Origin of the sequence: Mycobacterium sp. 1465703.0 (assembly GCF_001672975.1) — a bacterium.
Taxonomy (GTDB): Bacteria; Actinomycetota; Actinomycetes; order Mycobacteriales; family Mycobacteriaceae; genus Mycobacterium.
Genome location: NZ_LZKU01000067.1, coordinates 1 through 11,983 on the forward strand (window position 1 = coordinate 1; position 11,983 = coordinate 11,983).

Annotated in this window: 12 protein-coding genes; 11 read left to right on the plus strand and 1 reads right to left on the minus strand. The window is 67.0% G+C overall.

Annotation, left to right across the window (positions count from 1 at the left end):
* The coding region (locus A5625_RS06065; RefSeq protein ID WP_066990193.1) for a TobH protein at positions 1 to 980 on the plus strand (980 nt) is incomplete at its 5' end.
* Between the two features lie 9 nt (positions 981 to 989).
* Positions 990 to 2,216 (plus strand): mannose-6-phosphate isomerase, class I, encoded by a 1,227-nt coding sequence (manA, locus tag A5625_RS06070; protein WP_066990196.1) that lies wholly within the window; start codon positions 990 to 992, stop codon positions 2,214 to 2,216.
* Here the strand turns inward: manA and A5625_RS06075 are convergent.
* Complete coding sequence (locus tag A5625_RS06075; protein WP_156747986.1) at positions 2,194 to 3,576, minus strand: NAD(P)/FAD-dependent oxidoreductase; 1,383 nt, start codon at positions 3,574 to 3,576, stop codon at positions 2,194 to 2,196. The genes manA and A5625_RS06075 overlap by 23 nt on opposite strands.
* A gap of 101 nt (positions 3,577 to 3,677) precedes the next feature.
* On the opposite strand from A5625_RS06075, the gene A5625_RS06080 reads away from it, so the two are divergent.
* The 9 genes from A5625_RS06080 to mtrB form a co-directional block, all read left to right on the plus strand.
* A complete protein-coding gene (locus A5625_RS06080; RefSeq protein ID WP_066990221.1) occupies positions 3,678 to 5,195 on the plus strand; it encodes an amino acid permease in 1,518 nt (505 codons plus the stop codon).
* 105 nt (positions 5,196 to 5,300) lie between these two features.
* Entirely contained in the window at positions 5,301 to 6,533 is a 1,233-nt protein-coding gene (locus tag A5625_RS06085) for an alkane 1-monooxygenase (RefSeq protein ID WP_066990200.1), read from the plus strand.
* Positions 6,530 to 6,703, plus strand: coding sequence for a rubredoxin (locus A5625_RS06090; protein WP_066990204.1), 174 nt, complete (start codon positions 6,530 to 6,532; stop codon positions 6,701 to 6,703). The genes A5625_RS06085 and A5625_RS06090 overlap by 4 nt, the downstream gene beginning before the upstream one ends.
* Entirely contained in the window at positions 6,700 to 6,882 is a 183-nt protein-coding gene (locus A5625_RS06095) for a rubredoxin (RefSeq protein ID WP_066990206.1), read from the plus strand. Before A5625_RS06090 ends, A5625_RS06095 begins: the two co-directional genes overlap by 4 nt.
* Before the next feature lie 126 nt (positions 6,883 to 7,008).
* Positions 7,009 to 7,605 (plus strand): TetR family transcriptional regulator, encoded by a 597-nt coding sequence (locus A5625_RS06100; protein WP_082984297.1) that lies wholly within the window; start codon positions 7,009 to 7,011, stop codon positions 7,603 to 7,605.
* A gap of 107 nt (positions 7,606 to 7,712) precedes the next feature.
* Positions 7,713 to 9,185, plus strand: coding sequence for an adenosylhomocysteinase (ahcY, locus tag A5625_RS06105; protein WP_066990212.1), 1,473 nt, complete (start codon positions 7,713 to 7,715; stop codon positions 9,183 to 9,185).
* Between the two features lie 57 nt (positions 9,186 to 9,242).
* Positions 9,243 to 9,920: a dTMP kinase gene (locus A5625_RS06110; RefSeq protein WP_066990215.1), complete on the plus strand. Its 678-nt coding sequence runs from the start codon at positions 9,243 to 9,245 to the stop codon at positions 9,918 to 9,920.
* Between the two features lie 90 nt (positions 9,921 to 10,010).
* On the plus strand, positions 10,011 to 10,697 hold the full coding sequence (mtrA, locus tag A5625_RS06115) for a two-component system response regulator MtrA (RefSeq protein WP_066990218.1): 687 nt from the start codon (positions 10,011 to 10,013) through the stop codon (positions 10,695 to 10,697).
* Positions 10,698 to 10,743: 46 nt separating this feature from the next.
* Positions 10,744 to 11,983 (plus strand): MtrAB system histidine kinase MtrB (gene mtrB, locus A5625_RS06120; RefSeq protein WP_082984298.1); only part of this gene is annotated, 1,240 nt, incomplete at its 3' end.

The following is an 11,983-nucleotide window of genomic DNA, read 5'->3' on the forward strand; positions in this document are numbered from 1 at the left end:
CGGTGGAGGAGGGCGCGCTGGAATTGCTTCGCGCCGATGACCGTCCGCGCAGCATCATCTGGGTGGGCGGCCGCGGCACCGCCGAAACCGCCGGGACGATCCTGGCCGCGACGGTGGGGGGAGTGGCGTCGCAGCCCTTCACGCTCGCCGCGGACGCGCCACCGTGGGTGGGTCCGCTCGATGTGCTGATCGTCGCGGGCGACGATCCGGGTGATCCCGCGCTGGTCGCCGCCGCCGCGACCGGGGTGCGCCGTGGCGCCCGGGTGGTGGTGGCCGCGCCGTATGAGGGTCCGTTGCGGGACTCCACCGCCGGCCGGGTGGCGGTGCTGTCACCCCGGGTGTGGGTTCCCGACGAATTCGGGTTGTGCCGGTATCTGGCCGCCGGGCTGGCCGTGCTGCACGCGGTGGACCCGCGGCCGAGTATCGACCTGGCGCTGCTCGCCGACGCGTTGGACGCCGAGGCGCTGCGCAACAGCGCCGGCCGCGAGCTGTTCACCAATCCGGCCAAGGCCATCGCCGCACGCCTGGCCGGTCGCCGGTTGGTGCTGGCCGGCGACTGCGCCGCCACCCTGGCGCTGGCCCGGCACGGCAGTTCAACGCTGTTGCGGCTCGCGCGCGAGGTGGTGGCCGCCACCGGATTGTCCGATGCGCTGGTGGAGTTGCGGGCGATGGCCGCCGACGGATCCTCCTCGGTGGACGCCCTGTTCTACGACGAAGAAATCGACGGCCCGTTGCCCGACCGGCTTCGGGTGCTCGCGCTGACGTTGTCCGCCGAGCAGACCGTGGTGGCGGCCCGGACCGCCGGGCTTGAGGACGTGTACCTGCTCGCCGCCGAGGACGTGCCCGACGGGCCCGGCGGCTCGGCCGGTTCGACGGTCGCGCCGGCGTTGGGGGGTGCGATCAGCCCCGAACAGCAACTGGCAGTATTGGCCGTCCGGCTGGAGATGGCCGCGGTTTATCGGCGACTGGTGCGGGGATAGATAACAACAGTGGAGCTGCTTCGCGGAGCCTTGAGAACGTACGCCTGGGGTTCACGTACGGCCATCGCCGAGTTCACCGAGCGTCCAGTTCCGGCCGCCCATCCGGAGGCCGAGCTCTGGTTCGGAGCGCACCCGGGCGATCCGGCCTGGCTGGAGACGGACAACGGCGAAATCACTTTGCTCGAGGCACTGGGCGACGACCCCGAGGGGCAGCTCGGCCCGGTGTCCCGGGCACGCTTCGGCGACGTGCTGCCGTTCTTGGTCAAGGTGCTGGCCGCCGACGAGCCGCTGTCCTTGCAGGCCCACCCGAGTGCCGCGCAGGCGGCCGAGGGTTATTTGCGCGAGGAGCGGGTCGGCATTCCGCTGACCTCGCCGGTGCGCAACTATCGCGACACATCGCACAAGCCCGAGTTGCTGGTGGCATTGCATCCCTTCGAGGCGCTGGCCGGCTTCCGCCCGGCGTCGCGCACCGTCGAGCTGTTGCGGGCGCTGGCCGTCTCCGACCTCGACCCGTTCATCGACCTGCTGAACGACCAGTCCGACGCCGATGGCCTGCGCGCGCTGTTCACCACGTGGATCACCGCGCCGCAGCCCGACGTCGACGTGCTGGTGAACGCCGTGCTGGACGGCGCGATCGCCTACCTCAGTTCGGGGGCAACCGAATTCGCGGCCGAGGCCAAGACGGTGCTCGAGCTCGGCGAACGCTATCCCGGTGACGCCGGGGTGCTGGCGGCGTTGCTGCTGAACCGCGTCACCCTGGCTCCGGGCGAAGCGATCTTCGTTTCCGCCGGCAATCTGCACACCTATCTGCGCGGGTTCGCGGTGGAGGTGATGGCCAACTCCGACAACGTGTTACGCGGCGGCCTGACCCCCAAGCACGTCGATGTGCCCGAGCTGCTGCGGGTGCTGGACTTCGCCCCTACCACGGAGGAGCAGCTGCGGCCTCGCATCCGCCGCGAGGGCCTCGGCCTTATCTACGAGACGCCGACCGACGAGTTCGCGGTCGCGCTGCTCGAACTCGACGACGAGCTGGTCGGGCACGAGGTGGACGCGACGTGCAGCCACGACGGGCCGCAGATCTTGTTGTGCAGTCAAGGTTGCACGACGGTGCACGGCAAGTCCGGCTCGCTGACCCTGAAACGGGGGATGGCCGCCTGGGTGGCGGCCGACGACGCCCCGATCCGGCTGGTCGCGCACGAACCCACCAAGCTGTTCAGGGCGACGGTTGGACTTTGAGGGGGCTCCGCTCTTTGGCGGCCTCGCGCCGCTCGCCCAGCCACAGCCGCAGGTTGTGCGCCATGGTGCGGCCGACGATCCGCGGCGGCGGAACCATATAGAGGCTGTCGAGCAGCGAGAACCGTCGCAGGAACCATTCCGCCAGAACGGGCTCGGTCTCGGCGGCGCCCAGGAACTGATCGAACAGCGCGCCTGAGGGCCGCCACCACCAGGGGATCGGCCCCTTGGTGCCGGCATGGTGGAAGGCGACGTCGCCGATGGCGTTCATCGTCCACACCGGGAAGGTGCTCTTGGCGGTCGCCCGGTTGAGCGCCGCGGCAACCTGGTCGTCGGGCAATTGCAGCGCCCGGCGCAGATGACCGGCCTGCAGCGAGGTCATCGTCATGCCCTGCCCGAAGGTGGGATTGAAGCTGGCCACCGCGTCGCCGAAGGCGATGACGCCGGCCGGAAGGCGATCCAGTTTGTCGTAGCGACGCCACCGGCTGGCCGGAAAGGCGTGAAATGCCGGTTCGCCCAGCGGTTCGGCCTGCGCCAGCGCGGCGTTGAAATGGGCCGGAAGCAGCCGCTGCGCCAGCTCCAGCATCTCGGGGAAGGTCTTCGGCGGTTTGGCGTTTGCCACGCCGAACGTGGTGAGCACCCAACTGCGATCCTCGTAGCACAGCATGCCCAGTCCCAGGGACTCGTCATGGGAGGCGCCGGCGACCACCACCTTCTCCGCGATCAGCCCGTCGGGGATGCGGAACTGCTGGGTGGCGTAATGGATGCCAATGTTCATCTCTTGTTCGACCGGGCGCTGGAATCCCCATTGGGTCAGCCACACCGGCAGCCGGGTCCCGCGGCCCGCCGCGTCCACGATCAGGTCCGCCTCCACAAACTCGGGTTCCGTGCTTTCGTGATCGGCCCGATCGAGCAGCACACCGGTCACCCGTTGACGCGTGCGGTCGAATCGCGGTTCGGCCACCGAGCGCCGCGTCACCGTCACGTTGTCGATGTCGCGCACTCGTTTGCGCAACTGCCATTCCAGGTGCGGACGGCTGGGCACATAGGCGGTGAACTCGTCGCGCAGGGTGTGCCCGGTGCCCAGCACGTGGCCCGCGGCGCCCAGGTAGATGCAGTCGGGCCGGTTCTCGAGTTTGGGCACGCCGGCGGCCACCATGTCGTCCAGCAGGCCGGGGAACAGGCTCTCGAACTCCATCGCCCCGCGCGCCATCAGCATGTGCAGGTGCCGGTCCTGGGGCACCGTCGCCCGGTTCGCCGGTTGGTCCGGCAACTCGTCACGCTCGTACACCGTCACCCGCGAATACGCATCCGAAAGCACCCGCGCCGCACAAAGACCAGCGATGCTTCCCCCGATGACCACGGCATGGTCCCTGGCCGTCGCTGCGCTACCCGGCATTGGCGAAGAGTACCCAGTACTGTGACGGTCCAATGGCTCTCGGCGTTTTGGGAAAGGGCGAGCGAATGGCCAATCGATGGCGCACCAAGTCGATCGAGCAATCAATCGCCGATACCGACGAGCCGGACACCAAGCTGCGCAAGGACCTGACCTGGCGGGACCTGGTCGTGTTCGGTGTTGCGGTGGTGATCGGCGCCGGCATCTTCACCATCACCGCGTCGACAACCGGCGACATCACCGGTCCCGCCATTTGGGTGTCGTTCGTGATCGCGGCGGGCACCTGCGCGCTGGCCGCGCTGTGCTACGCCGAATTCGCTTCGATGTTGCCGGTGGCCGGTAGCGCCTACACCTTCTCCTACGCCACCTTTGGCGAGTTCCTGGCCTGGATCATCGGCTGGAACCTGGTGCTGGAACTGGCGATCGGTGCCGCCGTGGTGGCCAAGGGCTGGTCGAGCTATCTGGGTACCGTGTTCGGATTCGCCGGTGGCACGGCGAAATTCGGATCGACCGAGCTGGACTGGGGGGCGTTGGTGATCGTCGCGGGGGTGGCGACACTGCTCGCGTTGGGCACCAAGCTGTCGTCGAGGTTCTCCGCGGTGATCACCGGGATCAAGGTGTCGGTGGTGATCTTCGTCGTGGTGGTCGGCGTTTTCTACATCAAGCGCGCCAACTACTCGCCGTTCATCCCGAAGGCGGAGGCCGGTCGCGAGGCCAAGGGTATCGATCAATCCGTGTTGTCGTTGCTGACCGGCGCACACAGCAGCCACTACGGCTGGTATGGCGTGCTGGCCGGCGCGTCCATCGTGTTCTTCGCGTTCGTCGGGTTCGACATCGTGGCCACCATGGCCGAGGAGACCAAGAATCCGCAGCGCGACGTGCCGCGCGGGATCCTGGCGTCGCTGGGCATCGTCACCCTGCTCTACGTGACCGTCGCGATCGTGCTGTCCGGCATGGTGTCCTACACCCAGCTCAAGACGGTCCCGGGCCATGGGCAGGCGAACCTGGCCACCGCCTTCACCGCGAACGGCATCCATTGGGCGAGCAAGATCATCTCCATCGGCGCGCTGGCGGGTCTGACCACCGTGGTGATGGTGCTGATGCTCGGCCAGTGCCGGGTCCTGTTCGCGATGGCGCGCGACGGGCTGTTGCCGCGGTCGCTGGCCAAGACCGGTACGCGGGGCACCCCGGTGCGGATCACCGTGCTGGTCGCGGTGGTGGTCGCCGTGACGGCATCGGTGTTTCCCATCACCAAGCTCGAGGAGATGGTGAACGTCGGAACGTTGTTCGCCTTCGTCCTGGTCTCGGCCGGGGTGCTCGTCCTGCGCCGAACCCGGCCGGACCTGGAGCGCGGTTTCAAGGCGCCGTGGGTGCCGGTGCTCCCGATCGCCTCGATCGCCGCGTGCGTGTGGTTGATGCTCAACCTCACCGCGCTCACCTGGGTCCGGTTCGGTGTCTGGCTGGTGGTGGGAGCCGCGATCTACGCCGGATACGGCTACTGGCACTCCGGGCAGGGCCGCCGGGAACTACGAGAGACCGAACTCAGCGGCTCCCTGGCGGCCGATCCCAACACCCCGGTTCCCTAGCCGTTCGATCGGCTTTACAAATTAGCATCTTTTGTCTAGACACAAGACGTAAACGTCGATATTGTCCAACCTCAACGTGGTGTGACTCACAAGGAGGTTTGGCATATGACCACATTCGAACCGCAACTGAGCAGGGAATCCGAGCCGCCGGCCTGGCGGGACAAGAAGCGCCGGTTGTGGCTGATGGGGCTGATCGCCCCGACGGCGTTGTTGGTGATGCTGCCGCTCATCTGGGGTGTGAACCGGCTGGGCTGGCATGCCGCCGCGCAAGTGCCGTTGTGGATCGGGCCGATTCTGCTCTGGGTGGTGTTGCCGATTCTCGACCTGCGCTTCGGGCCGGACGGGCAGAACCCGCCCGACGAGGTCATGGAGCGGCTGGAGAATGACAAGTACTACCGCTACTGCACCTATGTGTACGTCCCGTTCCAGTACCTCAGCGTCATCTTCGGCGCCTACCTGTTCACCGCTTCGAATCTGAGCTGGCTGGGCTTCAGCGCCCCGCTTGGCTGGGCCGGCAAGCTCGGGCTGGCGCTGTCGGTCGGCGTGCTCGGTGGCGTCGGCATCAACACCGCGCACGAAATGGGCCACAAGAAGGACTCGCTGGAGCGCTGGCTGTCCAAGATCACCCTGGCGCAGACCTGCTACGGGCACTTCTACATCGAGCACAACCGTGGCCACCACGTGCGGGTGGCCACGCCGGAGGATCCGGCGTCGGCGCGGTTCGGCGAGACGTTCTGGGAGTTCTTGCCGCGCAGCGTATTCGGCAGTCTGCGCTCGTCATTGCGGCTGGAGGCGCAACGGATTCGCCGGCAGGGCGCCAACCCGTGGCACCCCAAGACTTATCTGTCCAACGACGTCCTCAACGCCTGGCTGATGTCGGTGGTGCTGTGGGGCGTGCTGATCGCGATCTTCGGCCCGGCGCTGATCCCGTTCGTGGTCATCCAAGCGGTCTTCGGCTTCAGCCTGCTGGAATCGGTCAACTACCTGGAGCACTATGGCCTGCTGCGGCAGAAGAACTCGAGCGGCCGCTACGAGCGGTGCACCCCGGTGCACAGCTGGAACTCCGACCATGTGGTGACCAACCTGTTCCTCTACCACCTGCAGCGGCACAGCGATCACCACGCCAACCCGACCCGCCGCTACCAGACGCTGCGCAGCATGGCCGGGGCGCCGAATCTGCCGAGCGGCTATGCGTCAATGATCTCGCTCACCTACTTCCCGCCACTGTGGCGCAAGGTGATGGATCACCGGGTGCTGGCGCACTACGGCGGCGACATCACTCAAGTCAACGTGCAGCCCCGGCTGCGCGAGAAGCTGCTGGCGAAATACGCCGCATGATCGCCTACCGCTGCCCGGTGTGTGAATACGTCTACGACGAGGCCAAAGGCGATGTCCGGGAAGGGTTTCCGGCCGGCACGCGGTGGGATCAGATTCCCGACGACTGGACCTGCCCGGACTGCGCCGTCCGGGAGAAGCCCGACTTCGAAAAGATTGGGGCAACGACATGACCGACTACAAGCTTTTCATCTGCGTGCAGTGCGGATTCGAGTACGACGAGGCCAAGGGCTGGCCGGAAGACGGCATCGCCCCCGGGACCCGCTGGGACGACATCCCCGAGGACTGGAGCTGCCCGGATTGCGGCGCGGCGAAGACCGACTTCGAGATGGTGGAGATCGCTCGTTCGTGATCAGCGCCGGCGACGATGCAGAGCGTAGCGATGAAGCGGGGGCACCTCCCGCTTGCGGGGGCGAACGGCGCAGTGATCTTGGCCAACGCGGCGGCCCGAGCCGCTATTGTCGCGCCTGTGAAGCGGATGCCGTATGCCGAGGCGTCGCGTGCCCTGCTGCGCGACTCGGTGCTGGACGCGATGCGCGATCTGCTGCTGACCCGGGACTGGTCGGCCATCACCCTGTCCGACGTGGCCCGGGCCGCGGGCATCAGCAGGCAGACGATCTACAACGAGTTCGGCTCCCGGCAAGGCCTGGCCCAGGGTTATGGACTGCGGTTAGCCGACCGCCTGGTCGATGCGGTCAATGCCGCGCTGCAAGCCCACGTCGGCAACCTCTATGAGGCGTTTCTGCAGGGCTTCCGCGACCTGTTCACTGAGTTGTCGGCCGACCCGTTGGTGATCTCGTTGCTCACCGGTGTGGCCAAGCCCGACCTGCTGCAGATCATCACCACCGGCAGCGCTCCCATCATCACCCGTGCCTCGGAGCGGCTGACCACGGCGCTGACGCATAGCTGGGTGGCCACCAGCGACGAGGACGCGGGCGTGCTGGCGCGCGCCATCGTGCGACTGGCGTTGAGCTACGTGTCGATGCCGCCCGAGGCCGACCATGATGTGGCGGCCGATCTGGCCCGGTTGATGACACCGTTCGCCGAGCGTCACGGCGTCATTAACATCCCCTGACCTTCCCTGACCCGAGGTACGCGCCAACCCGCGACTACAGTGGCGGAAGAACATACCTAAGCTAATTACCGCTTGGATCCGAGCGAGCCGAAAGAGGAAGAAACGTTATGACGACGACCGAAAACGCACTCACCCCCGACGTCCGAAACGGGATCGATTTCAAGGTCGCCGATCTGTCCTTGGCCGATTACGGTCGCCGGGACATCGAGCTCTCGGAGCAGGAGATGCCGGGTCTGATGTCGCTGCGCCGTGAGTACCACGACGTGCAGCCGCTCAAGGGTGCACGCATCTCGGGGTCGCTGCACATGACCGTTCAGACCGCGGTGCTGATCGAGACGCTGGTAGCGCTGGGCGCCGAGGTGCGCTGGGCGTCCTGCAACATCTTCTCCACCCAGGACCACGCCGCCGCCGCGGTGGTCGTCGGCCCGCACGGCACCCCGGAGGAGCCCAAGGGCGTTCCGGTGTACGCGTGGAAGGGCGAGACGCTCGAGGAGTACTGGTGGGCGGCCGAGCAGGTGCTGACCTGGCCCGACGAGCCGGCCAACATGATCCTGGACGACGGTGGTGACGCCACCATGCTGGTGCTGCGCGGCGCGCAGTACGAGAAGGCCGGTGTGGTGCCGCCGGACGACGAGGACGACTCGACCGAGCACCGGGTGTTTCTGAACCTGCTGCGCAAGCGCTTCGAGACCGACAAGGACAAGTGGACCAAGATCGCTGCGTCGATCAAGGGCGTCTCCGAGGAGACCACCACCGGCGTGCTGCGGCTCTACCAGTTCGCCGCCGCCGGCGATCTGGCGTTCCCGGCGATCAACGTCAACGACTCGGTCACCAAGAGCAAGTTCGACAACAAGTACGGCTGCCGGCACTCCCTGATCGACGGCATCAACCGCGGCACCGACGTGCTGATCGGCGGCAAGAAGGTGCTGATCTGCGGCTACGGCGACGTCGGTAAGGGTTCGGCCGAGTCGGTGGCCGGCCAGGGTGCGCGGGTGACCGTCACCGAGATCGACCCGATCAACGCCCTGCAGGCGCTGATGGAGGGCTTCGACGTCAAGCGCGTGGAGGACGTGATCAGCGAGGCCGACATCATCATCACCACCACCGGCAACAAGGACATCATCACCCTCGAGCACATGAAGGCGATGAAGGACAAGGCGATCCTGGGCAACATCGGCCACTTCGACAACGAGATCCAGATCGCCCGGCTGGAGAAGTCCGGTGCCACCAAGACCAACATCCGCCCGCAGGTCGACCTGTGGACCTTCCCGGACACCGGCAAGTCGATCATCGTGCTGTCCGAGGGGCGGCTGCTGAACCTCGGCAATGCCACCGGACACCCGTCGTTCGTCATGAGCAACAGCTTCTCCAACCAGGTCATCGCTCAGATCGAGCTGTGGACCAAGAACGACGAGTACGACAACGAGGTCTACCGGCTGCCCAAGCACCTCGACGAGAAGGTGGCCCGCATCCACGTGGAGGCGCTCGGCGGCCAGCTGACCAAGCTGACTAAGGAGCAGGCCGAGTACATCGGCGTCGACGTCGACGGCCCCTACAAGGCCGACCACTACCGCTACTGACCAGTCGCCGGCCGAGTGTCGCGCCAGCGCGGCACTCGGCGGCGATAGGCTCGCGCCGTGCTGATCGCGATCGAAGGCATTGACGGCGCCGGAAAGCGGACGCTGACGGACAAGCTTCGCCACCTCTTCGAGGCCGACGGCAAATCGGTGGCCATGCTGGCCTTCCCCCGATACGGGCAATCGGTGACCGCCGACATCGCAGCCGAGGCCCTGCACGGCGAGCACGGCGACCTGGCGTCATCGGTCTATGCGATGGCGATGCTCTTCGCGCTGGACCGAGCCGGGGCGGTCGGCGAAATCGAGGCGCTGCGCCGCGACTACGACGTGGTGATCATGGATCGCTACGTCGCCTCCAACGCGGCCTATACCGCCGCACGTCTACACCAGGATGCGGCCGGGCCGGCCGTGGAATGGATACACGCGCTGGAATACCAGCGCCTCGGCCTGCCCACGCCCGACTGGCAGGTGCTGCTCGCGGTGCCCGCCGAGCTGGCCGGCCAGCGCGCCCGCAGCCGGGCCGAATCCGATCCGGGCCGGGCCCGCGACAGCTACGAACGCGACGACGGACTGCAGCAACGCACCGCCGCGGTCTACGCCGACCTGGCCGCCGCGGATTGGGGTGGCCGCTGGCTAGCCGTCGATGCGGACGTCGATCCGGGGCGGCTGGCCACCGCGTTGACCGGTGGCGAGGATGCCGCGACCGGCCAGAACGGACGCGCCGCGGCACCCGAATAACCGAATTCACCCGAATTTGCATCCAAAATTGGCCCTCGTGCGAAGAAACGCCCGTGTGGCGCCCCAATTTTGTCCCGATCTGGTGACACCATGGTCTTCATGAGGCAAAGGATTTTGGTCGTCGATGACGACGCTTCGCTAGCCGAGATGCTCACCATCGTGCTTCGTGGGGAGGGTTTCGACACTGCGGTCATCGGTGACGGCACCCAGGCCCTGACTGCGGTGCGCGAATTGCGCCCCGATTTAGTGTTGTTGGACCTGATGCTGCCCGGCATGAACGGCATCGACGTGTGCCGGGTGTTACGCGCCGACTCCGGCGTGCCGATCGTGATGCTGACTGCCAAGACCGACACCGTCGACGTGGTCCTGGGCCTCGAGTCGGGCGCCGACGACTACATCATGAAGCCGTTCAAGCCGAAGGAGCTGGTGGCCCGGGTGCGGGCGCGGCTGCGGCGCAACGACGACGAGCCCGCCGAGATGCTGTCCATCGCCGACGTCGAGATCGACGTGCCGGCGCACAAGGTCACGCGCAACGGCGAGCAGATTTCCCTGACCCCGCTGGAGTTCGACTTGCTGGTGGCGTTGGCGCGCAAACCGCGGCAGGTGTTTACTCGTGATGTGCTGCTCGAACAGGTGTGGGGCTATCGTCACCCGGCGGATACCCGCCTGGTGAACGTGCATGTCCAGCGTCTGAGGGCCAAGGTTGAGAAAGACCCTGAAAACCCGACCGTGGTGTTGACCGTTCGAGGAGTGGGTTACAAGGCCGGACCTCCGTGACCGGCGGCGACGATGTAGAGCGTCGCGTTGGGGAGGAGCGCCGGCAGTGATCTGGGGCTCCCGGCGACGGACTCGGAGCCGCTGGGGGCGCTCCGGCCCCATGACTCGCGGAATGGGCGCAGTGAGTCGGGCCGTGGGCATCGCCTGGCGGCGCTCGCTGCAACTTCGGGTCGTTGCGCTGACCCTGGGCCTGTCCCTGGCGGTGATCCTCGCGCTCGGCTTCGTGTTGACCAGTCAGGTCACCAATCGCGTGCTCGATGTCAAGGTCAGGGCCGCCATCGAGCAGATCGAACGGGCGCGCACCACCGTGGGTGGAATCGTCAACGGCGAAGAGGCGCGTTCGTTGGACAGCAGCCTTCAGTTGGCGCGCAATACGCTGACTTCCAAGACCGACCCGGCATCGGGTGCCGGGATGGCTGGCGCCTTCGACGCGGTGCTGATGGTGCCCGGCGACGGCCCCCGCGCCGCGACCACGGCCGGTCCCGTCGACCAGGTGCCCGGTTCGCTGCGCGGCTTCGTCAAGGCCGGGCAGGCGGCCTACCAGTACGCCACCGTGCACACCGACGGGTTCTCGGGACCGGCACTGATCATCGGTACGCCGGCGTCGTCGCAGGTGGCCAACCTGGAGCTGTACCTGATCTTTCCGCTGAAGAACGAGCAGGCCACCATCCAGCTGGTGCGCGGCACCATGATCACCGGCGGCGCGGTGCTGCTGGTGCTGCTGGCCGGAATCGCGCTGCTGGTGTCGCGACAGGTGGTGGTGCCGGTGCGATCGGCGTCGCGCATCGCCGAACGGTTCGCCGAAGGGCATCTGTCCGAACGCATGCCGGTGCGCGGCGAGGACGACATGGCCCGGCTGGCGGTGTCGTTCAACGACATGGCCGAAAGCCTGTCGCGCCAGATCACCCAGCTGGAGGAGTTCGGTAATCTGCAGCGCCGCTTCACTTCTGACGTGAGCCACGAGCTGCGTACCCCGCTGACCACGGTCCGGATGGCCGCCGACCTGATCTATGACCACAGCGCCGACCTGGACCCGACCCTGGCGCGCTCCACCGAGCTGATGGTCAACGAACTGGACCGGTTCGAGTCGCTGCTCAATGACCTGCTCGAAATCTCCCGGCACGACGCGGGTGTCGCCGAGTTGTCCGTCGAGGCGGTCGATCTGCGCACCACCGTGCAGAGTGCACTGAGCAACGTGGGGCATCTGGCCGAGGACGCCGGAATCGAACTGAAGGTGGACCTGCCGACCGAAGAGGTGATCGCGGAGGTCGATACCCGTCGGGTGG

Excerpts from the sequence above, each read along its gene's own strand:
- ahcY (WP_066990212.1), top strand. The coding sequence starts at position 7,713 with ATGACGACGACCGAAAACGCACTCACCCCCGACGTCCGAAACGGGATC.
- A5625_RS06095 (WP_066990206.1), top strand. The coding sequence starts at position 6,700 with ATGACCGACTACAAGCTTTTCATCTGCGTGCAGTGCGGATTCGAGTAC.
- A5625_RS06100 (WP_082984297.1), top strand. The coding sequence starts at position 7,009 with ATGCCGTATGCCGAGGCGTCGCGTGCCCTGCTGCGCGACTCGGTGCTG.
- mtrA (WP_066990218.1), top strand. The coding sequence starts at position 10,011 with ATGGTCTTCATGAGGCAAAGGATTTTGGTCGTCGATGACGACGCTTCG.
- A5625_RS06080 (WP_066990221.1), top strand. The coding sequence starts at position 3,678 with ATGGCCAATCGATGGCGCACCAAGTCGATCGAGCAATCAATCGCCGAT.
- A5625_RS06090 (WP_066990204.1), top strand. The coding sequence starts at position 6,530 with ATGATCGCCTACCGCTGCCCGGTGTGTGAATACGTCTACGACGAGGCC.
- A5625_RS06085 (WP_066990200.1), top strand. The coding sequence starts at position 5,301 with ATGACCACATTCGAACCGCAACTGAGCAGGGAATCCGAGCCGCCGGCC.